Annotated in this window: 16 protein-coding genes; 10 read left to right on the top strand and 6 right to left on the bottom strand. The window is 57.2% G+C overall.

Annotated features, from left to right (window positions below; translation table 11 throughout):
- Positions 1 to 98: 98 nt before the first annotated feature.
- The 5 genes from I9187_RS02085 to lpxK all read left to right on the top strand — a co-directional run bounded on the left by I9187_RS02085 (position 99) and on the right by lpxK (position 6,134).
- The gene (locus I9187_RS02085; RefSeq protein ID WP_171620077.1) at positions 99 to 1,613 is read left to right on the top strand and encodes a DUF2125 domain-containing protein; all 1,515 of its coding nucleotides are present in this window, start codon (positions 99 to 101) and stop codon (positions 1,611 to 1,613) included.
- Positions 1,614 to 1,777: 164 nt separating this feature from the next.
- A complete protein-coding gene (locus tag I9187_RS02080) occupies positions 1,778 to 3,124 on the top strand; it encodes a TldD/PmbA family protein (RefSeq protein ID WP_209509688.1) in 1,347 nt (448 codons plus the stop codon).
- Positions 3,111 to 3,911, top strand: coding sequence for a 3'(2'),5'-bisphosphate nucleotidase CysQ (locus I9187_RS02075; protein ID WP_209509689.1), 801 nt, complete (start codon positions 3,111 to 3,113; stop codon positions 3,909 to 3,911). The genes I9187_RS02080 and I9187_RS02075 overlap by 14 nt, the downstream gene beginning before the upstream one ends.
- A complete protein-coding gene (locus tag I9187_RS02070) occupies positions 3,908 to 5,146 on the top strand; it encodes a glycosyltransferase N-terminal domain-containing protein (protein ID WP_209509690.1) in 1,239 nt (412 codons plus the stop codon). Before I9187_RS02075 ends, I9187_RS02070 begins: the two co-directional genes overlap by 4 nt.
- On the top strand, positions 5,133 to 6,134 hold the full coding sequence (lpxK, locus tag I9187_RS02065; RefSeq protein WP_209509691.1) for a tetraacyldisaccharide 4'-kinase: 1,002 nt from the start codon (positions 5,133 to 5,135) through the stop codon (positions 6,132 to 6,134). Before I9187_RS02070 ends, lpxK begins: the two co-directional genes overlap by 14 nt.
- 37 nt (positions 6,135 to 6,171) lie before the next feature.
- Here the strand turns inward: lpxK and I9187_RS02060 are convergent, their stop codons facing one another.
- Positions 6,172 to 6,834 (bottom strand): DsbA family protein, encoded by a 663-nt coding sequence (locus I9187_RS02060; RefSeq protein WP_209940047.1) that lies wholly within the window; start codon positions 6,832 to 6,834, stop codon positions 6,172 to 6,174.
- Between the two features lie 13 nt (positions 6,835 to 6,847).
- Positions 6,848 to 7,354: a DciA family protein gene (locus tag I9187_RS02055; RefSeq protein ID WP_171188610.1), complete on the bottom strand. Its 507-nt coding sequence runs from the start codon at positions 7,352 to 7,354 to the stop codon at positions 6,848 to 6,850.
- Between the two features lie 81 nt (positions 7,355 to 7,435).
- Here I9187_RS02055 and mutY point away from each other — a divergent pair, with 81 nt between their 5' ends.
- Positions 7,436 to 8,491 (top strand): A/G-specific adenine glycosylase, encoded by a 1,056-nt coding sequence (gene mutY, locus I9187_RS02050; protein ID WP_171620087.1) that lies wholly within the window; start codon positions 7,436 to 7,438, stop codon positions 8,489 to 8,491.
- 61 nt (positions 8,492 to 8,552) lie between these two features.
- Positions 8,553 to 9,689 (top strand): alkane 1-monooxygenase, encoded by a 1,137-nt coding sequence (locus I9187_RS02045; RefSeq protein WP_171620089.1) that lies wholly within the window; start codon positions 8,553 to 8,555, stop codon positions 9,687 to 9,689.
- Positions 9,690 to 9,768: 79 nt separating this feature from the next.
- On the opposite strand, the gene I9187_RS02040 is transcribed toward I9187_RS02045, so the two are convergent.
- The 4 genes from I9187_RS02040 to I9187_RS02025 all read right to left on the bottom strand — a co-directional run bounded on the left by I9187_RS02040 (position 9,769) and on the right by I9187_RS02025 (position 13,685).
- Positions 9,769 to 11,151, bottom strand: a complete 1,383-nt coding sequence (locus I9187_RS02040; protein ID WP_171238701.1) for an adenylate/guanylate cyclase domain-containing protein — start codon at positions 11,149 to 11,151, stop codon at positions 9,769 to 9,771.
- 140 nt (positions 11,152 to 11,291) lie between these two features.
- Positions 11,292 to 12,392, bottom strand: coding sequence for a site-specific DNA-methyltransferase (locus I9187_RS02035; RefSeq protein WP_171188606.1), 1,101 nt, complete (start codon positions 12,390 to 12,392; stop codon positions 11,292 to 11,294).
- 107 nt (positions 12,393 to 12,499) lie between these two features.
- Entirely contained in the window at positions 12,500 to 13,117 is a 618-nt protein-coding gene (locus I9187_RS02030; protein WP_171238719.1) for a ribonuclease HII, read from the bottom strand.
- A gap of 109 nt (positions 13,118 to 13,226) precedes the next feature.
- Complete coding sequence (locus I9187_RS02025; protein ID WP_209940046.1) at positions 13,227 to 13,685, bottom strand: hypothetical protein; 459 nt, start codon at positions 13,683 to 13,685, stop codon at positions 13,227 to 13,229.
- A gap of 175 nt (positions 13,686 to 13,860) precedes the next feature.
- On the opposite strand from I9187_RS02025, the gene I9187_RS02020 reads away from it, so the two are divergent.
- The 3 genes from I9187_RS02020 to I9187_RS02010 all read left to right on the top strand — a co-directional run bounded on the left by I9187_RS02020 (position 13,861) and on the right by I9187_RS02010 (position 16,502).
- The gene (locus I9187_RS02020) at positions 13,861 to 14,148 is read left to right on the top strand and encodes a hypothetical protein (RefSeq protein ID WP_171180322.1); all 288 of its coding nucleotides are present in this window, start codon (positions 13,861 to 13,863) and stop codon (positions 14,146 to 14,148) included.
- Complete coding sequence (locus tag I9187_RS02015) at positions 14,120 to 14,821, top strand: helix-turn-helix domain-containing protein (protein ID WP_171238703.1); 702 nt, start codon at positions 14,120 to 14,122, stop codon at positions 14,819 to 14,821. The genes I9187_RS02020 and I9187_RS02015 overlap by 29 nt, the downstream gene beginning before the upstream one ends.
- A gap of 106 nt (positions 14,822 to 14,927) precedes the next feature.
- Positions 14,928 to 16,502, top strand: a complete 1,575-nt coding sequence (locus I9187_RS02010; RefSeq protein WP_209509693.1) for a DUF427 domain-containing protein — start codon at positions 14,928 to 14,930, stop codon at positions 16,500 to 16,502.
- Positions 16,503 to 16,537: the final 35 nt, after the last annotated feature.

Below are 16,537 nucleotides of genomic sequence, written 5' to 3'. Positions count from 1 at the left end.
GCCCGGAAACGGGGAAAGGGTCCAGCCCTTGCCCCCCCTTGACGATACCCGTCACAAACCCGACCATGCGCCACAAATTGATCAAGAAGGGTTACCTTATGTCCGTTTTTCTCCGCCGCAGCTGCGGTGCAGCTTTGGCTTATGCCGTTGCCACTCAGGGCGCGCTTGCCGACCTGACGGCTGATGATGTCTGGTCCAACTGGCAAGGCTATTTTACCTCGATGGGCTATACCATCACGGGCGACGAAAGCTCGGCGGACGGTGTGACCACGATTTCGAACATGACGCTTTCAATGGCACTGCCCGAAGAGGAAGGGCAATTCCAAATGGTCATGCCCGAAATGACGCTGACCGAAAACGGCGACGGGACTGTGTCGGTCGGCATACCCGAGAACTTTCCCATGAAAATCACGGGTCAGGCCGAAGAAGGCGACTTTGCAGCTACGGTGACCTATTCTCATAGCCAATTGAACATGGTCGTATCGGGCGCCCCCGAAGACATGACCTATGACTACAATGCCGATATGCTTAGTATTTCACTGGACTCGATCGCAGTTGACGGCGAAACGGTTCCGGATGACGTCTTTGACCTGGCGGTCGCGGCGAATGATCTGAACGGCAGCTCGCGGATGCAGATCGGCGAAAACCGCGATCTCACACAGACATTCAATGCAGCCAGCCTGACCTACAACATGAACTTTCAGGACCCTGAAAGCGGTGAAACCGGATTGATCAATGGGCAGTTGGACCAATTGGCATTTGAAGGCGAAAACGTGTTTCCGAAAGACATTGATCTTTCTGACCCTCAGTCCTTTTACGAAGCCGGTTTTGCGTTCGACGGAGTCTTTACCTACGCGTCGGGCAACACGGATCTGAGTGGAACCAGCGAAGGCCAGGCATTTTCGATGAACAGTACTTCGGAAGGTGGGCGATTTGCAGCCACCATCGATGCCGAAAAGCTGGTCTATGACATCGACCAAAACAGCACGACGCTGGCAGTGACTACAGCAGACCTGCCCTTCCCGATTGAAATCTCAATGGCCAATGCCGGGCTTAACTTTGAGTTCCCGGTTCAGCAGTCGGACGAAGTTCAGCCGTTTGGTCTGGGGTTCAATCTGACCGATTTCACGATGTCGGACGTACTGTGGGGTATTTTCGATCCTGCAGGCGCACTTCCGCGTGATCCCGCGACAATCGCGCTGGATGCCACCGGCACAGCAAAGGTTCTGATGAACATCTTCGACCCGGAAATTGACCTCGAGTCCGAGGAAGCTCCGGGTGAGCTGCATTCTCTGAAAATCAATGAACTGCTGGTGTCTCTGGTCGGTACGAAACTGACAGGTGACGGCGATTTTGCGTTCGACAACTCGAACACCGAAGAATTCGATGGCTTGCCCAGCCCAAGCGGCGTTGCGAACCTGGAACTTGTTGGTGCCAACCAGTTGATCGACACCCTGATCGGCATGGGTATCATTTCAGACAATGACGCCTTGGGGGCTCGGATGATGATGGGCCTGATGGCAGTTCCGGGCGAAGAACCGGACACACTGAATTCGACCATCGAATTCACCGAGGATGGTCAGATCCTAGCGAATGGCCAGCGTATCAAATAATGTTTGAAAAGGGCCGCGTATCTTGCGGCCCTCTTTCCACCGTTCCTCGCCCAAATCTCTGAACCGGGGTGGGTCTGTCGAAATCCCCATCACACAATCCGGTCACGGGTCTTGCGAGACGGGCAGTCCAAGGCTAGGTCCTTGGAAATAAACCCGGAGGCCTTATGACCCGCACACCAGAAGAAATCAGCCAGCAATTGCTTGATGTGGCCCGCAAAGCAGGCGCAGAGGCGGCGGATGCCATCGTGCTTGACGGCTCCTCGGTTGCGGTCGAGGTGCGGGGCGGCGCGCTGGAACATGCAGAACGCTCGGAAGGCACGGATTTGGGGTTGCGGGTCTTTCTGGGTAAACGGTCTGCCATCGTATCCAGTTCCGACAGCCGCCCGGAAACCCTGCACGCTATGGCGGAACGCGCCGTTGCCATGGCCAAAGAAGCCCCCGAAGACCCGTATTCAGGATTGGCTGATCGCGACCAGCTGCTGAGCAACTGGGATGCGCAGTCACTGGAACTCATTGACCCAACCCCGGCCCCATCCGCCGAAACCCTGATGCAGGACGCTCTGGCAGCCGAAGCTGCGGCATTGGCTGTATCAGGTGTCACTCAGGTCTCAGATGCGGCCGCGAGCTATGGAACCCACCGCGTGCATCTGGCCGCCACAAACGGCTTTTCCGGCGGCTATGAGCGCAGCAGCCGGTCAGTGTCTTGCGTTGCGATCTCGGGCGAAGGCACCGGGATGGAACGGGAATATGACGGCGACAGTCGGACGTTTCAATCCGACCTGCGCAGCGCGGTTGAGATCGGGCGCACCGCAGGTGAACGCGCCGTGCAGCAGGTGGGCGCGCGCAAGCCTGAAACCGGCAGTTTCCCTGTGTTGTTTGATGAACGCATCTCGTCTTCACTGATCGGCCATCTATTGGCTGCCAGCAATGGTGCAGCGATCGCACGCGGCGCGTCTTGGCTCAAGGATTGCTTGGGGCAAGAGGTTCTGCCCGCGCATTTGTCGCTGATCGAAGACCCGCGCCGCCCGCGCATCTCGGGCTCTCGCCCTTTTGATGCCGAGGGTTTGCCGACACAACGCAGGGCAATTGTTGAAAACGGTGTCCTCACCGGGTGGACGCTGGATCTATCCAGCGCACGCAAGCTGGACATGGTGTCAACAGGCAACGCTGCGCGTGGCGTGTCCGGCCCGCCTTCTCCCAGCAACTGGAACCTCAGCCTGACGCAGGGCGACAAAAGCCGTGCTGATCTGGTGCGTGATATGGGTACCGGCTTGCTGGTCACATCCATGATCGGGTCGACGATCAACCCCAACACCGGTGACTATTCACGCGGGGCTTCTGGGTTCTGGGTGGAAAACGGCGAGATCAAACATCCGGTCAATGAATGCACTATCGCAGGTAATTTGCGGGACATGTTACGACGGATTATTCCGGCGAATGACGCCCGTCCATATCTGTCACGCGTGGTCCCCTCGTTGCTGATCGAAGGAATGACACTTGCCGGCAACTGACCTGTCCCTGCTCATTGACGCAGCACTCGAGGCCGGCAAGATCGCCACACGATATTCCGGGACGCAAGCGCAGCGCTGGGATAAACCCGATGGCGCCGGTCCAGTGACCGAGGCCGATTTGGCCGTGAACGCAATGCTTGGGGATCGGCTGCGTGCCGCACGACCGGGGTATGGCTGGTTGAGCGAGGAGTCCGAGGACACGTCCGAGCGGCTGGAGCGCCGCAACGCCTTCATCATCGATCCGATTGACGGCACGCGCAGCTTTGCCGAGGGTGCGCGCACATGGGCGCATTCGATCGCCGTCGCCAATGAAGGCAAAGTGACGGCCGCTGTCATCTATTTGCCGATGCGGAATTTGCTTTATGCTGCCGCCCGGGGAATGGGGGCAACGCTGAATGGTGAGGAAATCAAAACCTCGGCCTATGTCGACTTGCAGCAATCGGAAGTTCTGGCAGCTAAGCCGACTCTCGATACACGGCACTGGCGCGACGGGCATGTGCCTGACTTCGGGCGCGCATATCGCCCGTCTCTGGCCTATCGCATGGCTCTGGTTGGACAGGGGCGGTTTGACGCGATGCTGACTTTGCGCCCAAGCTGGGAATGGGACATTGCCGCCGGTGATCTGATTATCCAAGAGGCCGGTGGTGTGTGTACCGACCGGGCTGGGCAATCTTTGGTGTTCAACAACGCCACTCCTCGGCTGAACGGAGTAATCGCAGCGAACGCGGCGCTGCATGAAGAGCTTTCAAAGCGGCTGGATCTGAGCGGACCCGGGATTGGGGCATGAGCAAGCCGGGATCCCTGAGCTTGGCGGCCTACAGGGTTCTGTCCTGGGGAATGCGCAACACCGTCGGTCAGCGCATCGACCTACCTCGTCCTGAAGGTGAGTTGCTCTGGATTCAAGTCGCCACGCCGGGTCACTTGCGCGCTGTGAGCGACTTTTGCCAACGCTTGCTTCAGGTTCGATCCGAACTGAGCTTTGTCCTGACCGGTTCACCGGACGCAGATCTGGACAGTTGGCCAGGTTGCGATTTCCATCTGACCAACCTGCCTCAGGACCAAAGCGGGGCTGTGCGTGGTTTCCTGGAGCATTGGCATCCGACAATGGGTCTTTGGGTCGGCGGTGATCTGAAGCCCAACATTTTAATCAGAGCAAGTGATCAGGACATCCCGCTGATATTATTCGATGCCGAATTCAGCGTCTCCTTGCCGCGAAGTGCACGTTGGTTGCCGGACATCACCCGGGCAACCTTTGACTGTTTTCAAGAAATCATGACGGCATCGCCAGAGACTGCACGCCATATACGCAGACTTGGTGTTCAATCGTCCAAGGTCCACGAGGCTCCACCCCTGCGTATCAGCCCAAACCCGCGACCCTGGCCCGAAGACGAGTTGATTGAAACCAACCACACCCTTGCAGGGCGTCCGGTTTGGCTGGCGGCTTGGGTACAAGACAAAGAATTCATTTCGGTTCTAACGGCCCATCGGCAGGTGCTTCGGATGCTGCACCGTCTTGTTCTGGTTCTGCATGTCGCTGACGAAACGGAAGCAGGGCCGCTAAAGCGGCGGCTTGAGACCATGGATTTGCGTTGCGTCAATTGGGACGACGGCGACGAAATCGAAGACAGCACCCAAGTGATCCTGACCGCTGACCCAGAAAACCTGGGCCTTTGGTGCCGTGTATCCGCTGTGACCTTTTTGGCCAGCTCTCTGGAACGTGGCGCCGGTGGGCGTGATCCGTCCGAGTCTATTGCATTGGGATCAGCCATCATTCACGGACCCTTTGTGCACCGCCATGACGCGTTGTATTCTCAGCTGCAGCGGGCGGGCGCTGCGAAACAGGTCAAGACAGCGACCGAATTGGGGGATGCACTTATCGAACTTTTGGCACCGGATCTTGCGGCCGGGATGGCGCTGGCGGGATGGCAGATGATAACCGAAGGCGCACCCCAGGCGGACGCCCTGATCGACATGGTGCAGGATATTCTGGATCAGCGGAGTGCAGAACGTGCGGGCACCTGATTTCTGGAACACTTCCCCTGAGCAACGGGATCTGAGGGCGCGCCTTCTGGCGCCGCTCGGTCACCTCTATGCGGCAGCAACAGCCCGCCGGATCGCCTCGCAAACTGGTGCGCAGCCCGGGGTACCAGTGATCTGTATCGGCAACCTAAATGCAGGTGGTACCGGTAAGACTCCCACGGTGATTTGGACGCTCGAACAACTAAGAAACGCATGGCACGAGCCGCATGTCGTCACGCGTGGGCACGGGGGGTCTTTGGAAGGCCCGGTGCAGGTCGATCCGGCCAAACACACAGCCGCCGAGGTCGGAGATGAGCCGCTGCTGCTGGCAATGTTCGGCGAGGTTTGGGTGGCCAAGGACCGGGCTGCAGGCGCACGTGCGGCTGCGGCTGCAGGCGCGACCGTGATTGTTCTGGATGACGGGTTCCAAAACCCTTCGGTCAGCAAGGATTTCTCGGTTATCGTCGTCGACGCGCAGCGCGGGTTTGGAAACGGCTTGTGTCTGCCCGCCGGTCCCTTGCGCGAACCCGTGGATGTAGGCCTGAAACGCGCCGATCTGGTTTTGTCGCTTGGCGACGAGACCGCACAAAAGACCTTTGCCGAACAATGGCAAGACCACCTGACGGTGCCTCATGTCACCGGGGCAATCGAACCGCTGCAAACCGGTATGGACTGGACAGGAACCCGGGCGCTGGCCTTTGCCGGTATCGGACACCCGGAAAAGTTCTTTCAAACTCTGCGCCGTATGGGTGCCGATTTGATACGGGCCGAAGCATTGGACGATCACCAGCCCCTAACCCAGGCCCTGATGACCCGGCTGGAAAACGACGCACGCGCTCTGGGTGCTCAGATGGTGACCACAGAAAAAGACGCCGTGCGCCTGCCACCTGCATTCCGAAGTAAGGTGATCACGCTGCCGGTCCGGCTTCAGATACCAGAAGGCGAAAAGGTCAAAGAGATGCTGTTGACCACGGCCCCGTCACCTAAGTAGATCCGGCCGACCCCATCGGGAGCCGACCGGCAAAAGATCAGCTGCCAAGCTCGGCTTCGATCAGCTTTTTGAAATCCGTGTAGGATTGATTGTCGACCTTCTTGCCATTCACGATGAAGGACGGGGTGGCTTGAATGCCGTCACGCTCAGCGTTTTCCTGGTACCACGCGGCCAGTGTACGCGCCTTGGTGCCGTCTTGCAGACATGCTTCCAGCTGATCGCCGTCGATCCCGGCCAAACGGCCGATCTTGCGCAGCTCGTCAACGATCTCAGCCGGACCGCCCGCGCGTGTCCACTCGGACTGCTTCTCGTAGATCACGTCGGTGAGGCCAAAGAACTTTTCGGGTCCGGCGCAGCGTGCGACCATCGACGCCCACAGACCGTAGCGGTCAAAATAAACCTCACGATAGGTAAACTTGACCTTTCCGGTATCGATAAAGTCTTTCTTGAGCTGCTTGTACGCGCCCTGATGAAAACTCGCACAATGCGGGCAGGTGAAAGAAGCATATTCGATGATCTCGACCGGTGCGTCTTCGGCACCCTGCACCATTTCGATAACGGTCGAGGTATCAATCTCAGCCTCCTGCGCCTCAGCAGTGCTCACCAACAGGTTGGACGAATTGGAATTTGACAGCGACAGCCAATAGCCTCCAGCGGCTACGGCGACGGCCGCACAGATTACGGTTGCAATACGGCTCATTCTCGGCCCTTTCTCAGCGTTTCTGTTTGGATAAAACGTTGCAAGCGAGACGTTCAAGGGCTGCGCGCAAATCTTCATCATTCACGTCGCGTGACACTTTGTCGGCTTCGGCGGCAACGTCTGGAGCAATCTGGGGTTTTGCCTGCTTCGGCTTGTGGTCGAAACTGGCCTGCCCCTCGGCAAAACCGGTCGGAGCAGTCTGGGTGATGCGGATGCGGCTGATGGCGTTGTATCCGTAAACCGCGTTGACCTTACCGCGCAGTTGTTCCTTCTGCATTTCCAGCATCGGTGCCTGCGGGCCGGTGGTCAGCACGGTCAGGGTCGCACCAAAGCCGCCCTTGCCATAGCCCACATTGACCGGGCGCGCGATGGCAGCGGTGTCCTGACCTACAATCTCGGCCCAATGGGTCAACAACCGCGACACGGCAAAGCCACGGCTTTCACCGGCGCGCCGGATCTGATCATTCAGCAAGGACGCGGTGCGTTTGAACCCGCGGGTCGAGGAACGTCTGCGTTGCATCTGGTTTCCCACTCCTACACCGCTATTGTAATAGGCAGACCATCGGGTGCCAGCGAAACCCGACAAGGAGATGAATAAAACTTGCGTGACTCCCCTGAATTCATCGTCAGCACCCCGCTTTTGGAGTGGTATGACCGCCACGCGCGCGACATGCCATGGCGCGTCAGCCCTGCGGATCGGGCGGTCGGGGTGCGCCCTGACCCCTATCGGGTCTGGCTATCCGAAGTGATGTTGCAGCAAACCACCGTGGCGGCAGTGCGAGACTATTTCCTGCGTTTCACAACCCGCTGGCCAACAGTTCACGCGCTGGCCGCAGCGCCGGATGAACAGGTGATGGGGGAATGGGCTGGGCTTGGATATTATGCCCGCGCCCGCAACCTGTTGAAATGCGCCCGTGCTGTGGCGCAAGACCACGATGGCCAGTTTCCTGACACCTATGATGCATTGCTGAAACTGCCCGGCATCGGCCCGTATACCGCCGCTGCGATCTCGGCCATTGCATTTGATCAGCCCGAAACAGTGCTGGATGGCAATGTCGAACGGGTCATGGCCCGGTTTTATGACATCCACGATCCTTTGCCAGGGTCCAAACCTTTGCTGAAAGAAAAAGCCGAGGCCCTGACACCGACCACGCGACCCGGTGACTATGCTCAGGCGGTTATGGATCTGGGGGCCACGATCTGCACGCCGAAATCTCCGGCCTGCGGCATATGTCCGTTGCGTGATCCCTGTCAGGCCCGCATCGCGGGTACCATGATCAACTTGCCCCGAAAGACACCGAAAAAACCCAAGCCCACCCGCTATGGCCACGTCTATATTGCGCGCAAGGCAGACGGGGCCATGGTGCTGGAACGCAGACCGGACAAGGGGCTGCTGGGCGGAATGCTAGGCTGGCCCGGATCAGAGTGGAACGATGCCCCAACCGAACGCGCCCCGTTCGCGGCAGAGTGGACGATCCTGCCCGCAGAAGTGCGCCATACCTTTACGCATTTCCATTTGATTCTCAGAGTTTGGACTGTCGATCTAGAGGATCAATTCGTGCCCGAACACCTAACCGTGCTAGACAAGCACAGTTTCAAACCCAGCGACCTGCCGACAGTGATGCGCAAAGCCTACGATCTGTGGAGAGAACGTTAAGACCGCTGTGCAATCCGCCGGGTCGCGGATAGGCTAGGCCCATAACGTCGGAGCAGAAAAAATGATCGCAACAGGCACATTGTCCCGCTGGCAATCCGCCTCCCCTTTCTGGGTGTCCCTGCTGTTGATCCCGTTGATCTGGTTCACCGCAATTGCCGGAGGCTGGTGGGTCCTGTTGATCCCACTTTCAACGTGGTGGGCTTTTGCGGTTCTGGACCGGATCACCGGCCTGAACGAGCAAAACGCCGATCCGGAGACATCTGATGATGTGTTGCGCTGGTACATCCTGCTGACCAAGCTTTGGGTGCCGCTTCAATTCCTGACGCTGTTTGGTTTGATCTGGTATGCAACCCACACCAACCATCTGTCGACGCCCGCAAAGATTGGCCTGTTTTTCGGTATGGGCGTCCTGTCCGGTACAATCGGGATCAACTACAGTCACGAGCTTATGCACCAGAAAAGTCGGGGCGAGCGATGGCTGGGGGATATCCTTTTGGCCATGGTACTGTATTCTCATTTCCGGTCCGAACATCTGCTGGTCCATCACCGTTACGTGGGCACACCACGCGATCCGGTGACAGCCCGTTACAATGAAGGGTTCCACCGCTTTTATCCCCGCGTTCTATGGCAATGTCTGATGTCAGCCTTCAACGCCGAACGCGACAAGCTGGCCCGCAAAGACCGGCCATGGACGGATCGTTCCAACCCGTTTTGGCGATACTGGGCCCTGCAAGGCGCGATGCTGGCGCTGGCTGCGCTGATCGGAGGGTGGGCTGGTTTGGCCCTGTTTCTGCTGCAAGCCGGTGTCGCGATCTGGCAGCTTGAGCTGGTCAACTACGTCGAACACTACGGCCTGACACGAAAATATCTGGGCGACGGTCGGTACGAACATGTCTTGCCGTGTCATTCCTGGAATGCGGCGCATAAGGCATCAAACTGGTTGCTGATCAATCTGCAGCGCCATTCCGACCATCACTACAAACCCAACCGCCGGTTTCCGCTGTTGCAACATCACAGACCAGACTCAGCCCCGCAATTGCCGTATGGCTATCCGGTGATGACAGTCGCAGCGATGATCCCTCCGCTTTGGAAGCGGGTGATGAACCCGCGTGTTCGGGAATGGCGACGCCATTATTACCCCGAGATTAAGGACTGGCACCCCTACAACAAGGCTTTGAACCCGATGCCCAAAGCGTGACCGCAGCGCGCGTCTGCGCGCTGTCTGGCCCAACTGTCAGCACGGCATCTTCGATGCTGTTCTGATGGGCGGGAGGGTTTCAGTTCTTCATCACCCAGATATTCATCGGCGTCTCTACCCCGCGGACAGATTGATCGCGATGTGCAGTGAAGCCTTCCATCGCACCTGGCACAGTGGGGTTTTCTTCGGCTACCCGTTCCCGCACAGCATCGCTGACAACTATGTTTGCCTGAAACTCGCGCGTCAGTGCCTCCAGCTTGGCAGCCACATTAACCGCATCACCGATCACTGCAAATTCCAGCCGGTTGGCGCCAATATCCCCCAAAACGACCGAGCCATAGTGCACCCCAATCCCAACTTGGATTTCAGGTTCTCCGGCACGCCGACGATCCAGATTCCAGCGGTCGATCACTTTTACCATCGCGCGCGCGCAGCCCAAGGCATTGCTCGCATCCAAGGGCGTCGGCACCGGCGTACCAAAAGTCGCCATCAAGCCGTCACCCAGATACTTGTCCAGGGTTCCATGGTGCCGGAACACTTCGGTCTCCATACGGGCGTGGAAACCTCGCAGCACCTCGATGACCTCATAGGGATCACGCCCGGCGGCGTATTTGGTGAAACCCACGATGTCGATGAACAAGACTGCCACATTCTCTTTACGGACCTGTTTCAGCGGCTCGTCGTTCTGGCTGAGTTCATCCACCACGTTAGGAGAGAAATATCGCGACAGGTTGGCCCGTTCCCGCTCCAAACCGGCGTTGCTCATCAACAGCTGGTTCAATCGCCGCATCGAGACACCCAATGTCACCGCAACCATGATAAAAACGACGACTTGCTGGATACGCTGCGGGGCCATGAAGCTGTTGGGATTTAGCAATTCCGCCACATCCGGATACCCTTGCAAGGCCGTCGCAACCTTTTCGCTGATACCTGGAATGGGGGTGGCCACCCACCAGGCAATGATCCACCCCGCCGTCCACATCATCGCGGTCCAGGAGCCGATGGCAATCACCGTCCGCCAAGAATAGGCCAAAGTCCCAGCTGCCAAAATGATGAAAAAATACTGGAAGTTGTCGAACCGATATTGCATCGCCAACGGTCGAACATCTTCGCTGAACGGGTTAGGCACAATCATTCCAAGCGTCATGATCAGCAGGTCGACAAAGATCAGCAGCAACTCAACCCGCGACTGCCCAACGCGACCCGCTCGGCGGATCAGCCACCCGTTGGCGCAGATCAGCAACAGGATGAAGTGATACCAAAGCACTTCCCACTGCGGGTTAAGGAAAATCAGAAGAACCCCAGTCAGCGCCATCGCCACCCAACGGGCACGCACGGCCAGTTCCAACCCTTCGCGCTTGTGCCGTTCTAACGCCGCCTCGGTATACTTGTTGTCCAAATCATATGTATCAGGCTGTGTAAAAAACAGGCTGCGGCGGGGCTGCGCGGTCGTCTCGGTCATGGCCGTGATCTTTCTTGCAGTGTCAGGGTCACTGTCATGCAACCACTCTTGATGCCAAAACAAAAGACCCCGCCGTAGGATCGGCGGGGCAAGGCTTAGTGCCTTGTGTCAGGCCACAGGCACCGGCGGTGTTCGTGAAATCAGTTCATCTCGGCCCGGATCTGCTGACGCAGAACGTCGATCGGAACCGTTTTTCCATCACGCTTGAAGCACCAGTATGTCCAGCCGTTGCAAGATGGAGCGTTTTCCAGATGTGCGCCAACCTGATGGATCGAGCCTTTGACGTTTTGACCGACCAGCGTGCCATCGGCGCGCACTTTGGCCTTGTGGCGCTGGTTCATGGAATAGAGTTCTTCGCCCGGTCTCAGCATTCCACGCTCGACCAGTTGGCCAAAGGGTACGCGCGGTTCGGCGCGTTTGCTGGCGCTGACTTCCAGCGCTTCGCGATCGAACTTGCGCACCTTGGCGATGCGTTTCTCGGCCACTTTGCGATAGCTTTCCTCACGCTCGATTCCGATGAACTCGCGACCCAGCATTTTGGCGACTGCACCGGTTGTACCTGTGCCAAAGAACGGATCCAAAATCACATCGCCCGGATTGGTCGAGCCAATCAACACGCGGTGCAGCAGCGACTCCGGCTTTTGCGTCGGATGCGCTTTGTCGCCGTTTTCGTCCTTCAGACGCTCATGCCCGGTGCAGATCGGCAGCACCCAGTCGCTGCGCATTTGCACGCCTTCGTTCAGCGCTTTCAAAGCTTCATAGTTGAACGTGTATTTCGCACCTTCGCGCTTGCTGGCCCAGATCATAGTCTCATGCGCGTTGGTAAAGCGCTTGCCCCGGAAATTCGGCATGGGATTCGACTTGCGCCATACAACGTCGTTCAAAATCCAGTACCCCGCGTCCTGCAGGGCCGAGCCCACGCGGAAGATGTTGTGATAAGACCCAATAACCCAGATCGCGCCATTGGGCTTCAGCAGACGGTGTGCCGCCTTCAGCCATTCGCGCGTGAACTGGTCATAGGCACCAAAGCTGGAAAACTGATCCCAGTGATCATCAACCGCATCCACCTGAGAGTTATCCGGGCGGTGCAACTGGCCTTTCAACTGCAGATTATAGGGCGGATCCGCGAAAATCAGGTCAACCGACGCCTCGGGCAGACTGTTCATCACTTCGATGCAGTCCCCGGAAAGAATCGTGTTTAAAGGGAGCGCTTTTGCGCCCTTTTTGGTGGTCGTTGTCATATCACTGCCTCAAGTATCCACGGCGCTTTTGCGCTCATTTGGTTGAGACAAGGATGAGTCAAAGACGATTCGCCGTCAATTTCTTTTTTGAATCAGCACCTTACGATTTACTCTTGATACAAGATATTGTGCACCGGCTTGAACGAACGTCTATGGTGTGGGGTCACGCCAAGATTTTGCAGCGCCTCTTTGTGTTGTTTTGACGGATAACCGGCGTTGGTTTCCCATCCATAACCCGGATGCTGTTGCGCCAAATCCACCATCACCTGATCCCGCCAGTTTTTCGCAAGGATCGAAGCAGCTGCAATCGACACCGAACGGGCATCCCCCTTCACGACGGCCTGCGACGGGATTTTCATGCCACGCGGAATCATGTTGCCGTCGATCAGCAGGAAATCAGGGGCAGGTGTCAGTGCCTCAACCGCGCGCACCATCGCCAAATGCGAAGCCCTCAGGATGTTAATCTCGTCAATCTCGGCAACGGTCGCTTCGGCAATGGCAAATGCAGCGCTGGAGCGAATCTCTGCGTCCAGTGCGGCCCGACGTTTTGCGGTCAGCTTCTTGGAGTCATTCAACCCCTCGGGAATATCCTTTGGGTTCAGAATCACGGCTGCAGCCACAACAGGCCCGGCCAAAGGGCCACGCCCGACCTCATCCACTCCGGCGATACGAATATGGCCCCGCTCCAGCAGCGCCTGCTCAAGTTCGAAATCTGGCTTTGTCATGCCATCGGAAAACCGCGTTTCACGCAGCACCGCAAGAAAAAAGAGAGGGTGGCCCAAACCACCCTCTCTAACACGACGCTTCATGGGCGCCGCTCCTGCTCGACCGATGTTACTGATAAACGACGCGGTATCCTTTCTTGCGCAGGCATGCAGGCTCATATGCCCGCTTAACCTTTTTGCCGTTCCAGAAACCAACCTTGCACTCTTTCGGCAGGCTATGGACATGTTTGTAGTGCGTCTTCAGGCACTTCGGACCAAGCAACAAATGGTCCTGTGAATACCCGTTATACTTGCGCAGGCAGCGCTGCGGCAGATCGTACCGCGCCACGCGCGGCGGCAACGGGCGCACGGGCTGTGGCTTGTAGGGTTTCGGGTTATATGCCTGATAACGAGCCGCCCGGTCTTTGTGCTTTTCTTTGTTATAATAATGAACTCCCGCGCCGATGATCGCGATGGCCGCCAGACCACCCAGAATGTCCTTGGCATCCGCCGCCTTCGCCTGAGAAGCCGAGACACCAGTAATGGCAACAGCGGTCGCAATGATCAGAGCGATGAATTTCTTATGCATGATGCGCATCCTTTTCGTTGATTGGGCGACCGTATGACGGACCGCGTCCTGACTGCCCTGACACTGGGGCGGTGGGTCCAGACAGGCAATAACAGCCCTGTGTTATCCGATATCAGAACCCGCAAACCCCTTGGGTTATTGAATATCGCGGCAACTCATGCGCAGGATGCGGCCTATGAAACAGATCCTCTCTTCTCTGACCTTTGCGGCCCTGATATCGCTTGGTTCTGCCGTGTCTGCGGCGGATTGCTATGCGGATTACAAGGCCAAGAAAGACAACCCGCTGCGCCTGCATTACGGGGTCATTCAGGTCTCGGCCTGCGACAAGGGCCGGGCCCGGGCTGAAATCGCACAGCGCCTGAACGCATCGGGGTGGACACTGCTAGAGGTGCAATCCGTTTTTGGGCCAGAAGGGCTGGATCAGAGGAAGGACAATGCCGGACAATTCTATCTCCGTTTCTGATGCGCGCCGGTCGGGCGTCCGGCTGGTTGTGCTGGGCATCGCTGCCATCGTTGCTATCCTGATCACCGCTGCCGTTTTCCTGTTCTGGACGCTGCCAGACGCAAACGCCTTCAACGCGCGGGTCGAACGGCTGTTTGTCGAGGCCGATCTGACCTCGCAAACAGAAATCCGGTTGCTTGAAATACTGGCCCAGTCCGGCACCGCCTTTGCCGACACCTTGTCCAGTTACCGAATGGTCATCTACGTACTATTGGTTTTTGCCAGCGCGATGATGATCTCGGCGCTGGTCTTTCTGGTGATGCTGGTTCTGCTGAACCGACGCATGGCTCAGATTGAACGCACTGGCATTCAGGTGACATCCCTGCTGATCAGTCGCGAGGAGAACACCGTTTACCTCAACAATATGGATTTCAAACTGACGCCCGCCGCCATGGAAACCCTATCCGTTCTGGCGGAATCCCGGCTGGATGACGAGGTTCTGTCCGGTGCCCAGATCGAAGGAGTGATTTCCGGTCGCGACGAAGCCGACTGCGACGAAGCCGCAGGCGCAACGCGGATCAAACGGCTGCGCGACGCGCTTGGAAATCAAATGGTCAGTGAACTTTTGGTCAAGAATATCGCCAAGAAAGGCTATATGCTGTCCATAGAAAAAGACGTCATTCAGATGGTCTGATCACTTGGACGCCAACGCTCGTTTCCGGTAAAATCCAGTTTCGGCCTCTTGGAAAGTGGGATGGGAGCGCCCATTCTGAATATACCAAAGGCAAGGGAGGTCGCTTATGAACGTCCACGCCGCACCAAAGATGAATGGATATGGAATCTCTGTCGAACCTCTGAGCGGCAGGATTGCGATTTACCGCGATGACGTCCTTTTGGCTGAAAGCACAAATGCCAAGGTTATGTATGAAACACGCCTGCCGCCCACGGTTTATGTGCCGCGCGCAGACGTTTGCGTAGATCTGAGCGCAGAAACTGAATTGCAAACTTTTTGCCCGTTCAAAGGCACGGCCACTTATCACGACATTAGCCTGCCCGGTGAAACACTGACCAATTCCGTTTGGGCCTACGAAGACACTTTGCCAGAAAGCAAAGCGATACAAGGCTGCATCGGGTTTACGCCCAGCGCCTATACACGGATAGATTTGGGCGACAACCGCCTGCGCGAAGTTGACGATGGCAACATCAGCGGGCCTCTGATTGATTGGCTGATGCGCGGTGCGTCGACAGCGACGACACCAGAGAGCTTTACAGAAGCTTTGGCTGAAAAAATGCTGGAGCACGGTATCGCGATACAGCGTCTGAGTATTTTGGCATGGTCCCTACACCCCTTGATCGTGGGCAAGCATTATATCTGGGAAAAAGGCGAAGAAGAGATTCTGACCCGGGCGCCAACATACGAAATCCATGATCACCCGGCCTTCATAAACAGCCCGCTGCGCCACGTCTCGAACGGTTTGGGGGGCGTGCGGCAACGGCTGAACGATGACAACCCGCACAATAGTTTCCCGATCATGGAGGATTTACGGGCCAAAGGCGCGACCGACTATGTCGCCATGCCGCTGCCGTTTTCCGATGGGCGGACAAATGTACTGACACTGACCTGCGATCACCCAGACGGGTTTACGACAGAAAACCTGGGCCTTGTTTTCGAGTGCTCTTCGGTTATCGCGCGATTCTATGAAGTGTTCATGCAACGAGAAAACGCTCAGGTTTTGTTGGAAACATATGTCGGCAAACGCACGGGTGCCCGTGTTTTAGGAGGAGAGATCCGGCGCGGGGACGGGGATGAGATCGACGCGGCGATCATGTTCTGCGATCTGCGCAACTCGACAAGCCTGGAAGAAAAGCTGGGGCGCAGCGACTACATCAATGTGTTGAATGCGTTCTTTGAAACGGTCTCAGGTATCGTTCATGAAAACGGTGGGGAAGTTCTTAAGTTTATTGGCGATGCTGTCTTGGCCGTCTTTCCAGCTGCGGACGAGAACGCCGCAACCGCACGTATGAACGCACAACTATCAGCGGTCAAAATCGTTGAAACGTTGGGGGAGCTGCGTAAGGACGGCTCTGACACGCATTGTGACTGTTCGATCGGCGTGTCCTACGGGCGCGTGACCTATGGAAATGTGGGTTCACGCGAACGCCTTGATTTCACAGTCATCGGTCAAGCCGCTAATATCGCCGCACGTTTAGGAGAGTTCGGGAAAACCAAAGGGCATCGCATTGTCGTGTCCGAAGATATCGAACCCGCCTGCTCGAACGCTTTGCCTTTGGGTGCGGTAGAGCTGCACAACGTGTCTCAACCTGTTGTGTCATATGCTTTGCGTACGGAGGCGGATGCCATTCTGGACAACTAAAACCCAAGCGAAAATGTTGTCTACAGACAGATGAT

This window comes from Ruegeria sp. HKCCE4148 (assembly GCF_017872495.1).
Taxonomy (GTDB): Bacteria; Pseudomonadota; Alphaproteobacteria; order Rhodobacterales; family Rhodobacteraceae; genus Ruegeria.
Note: the sequence above shows the minus strand (reverse complement) of the source record. Positions and strands in the feature narration are given on the sequence as shown.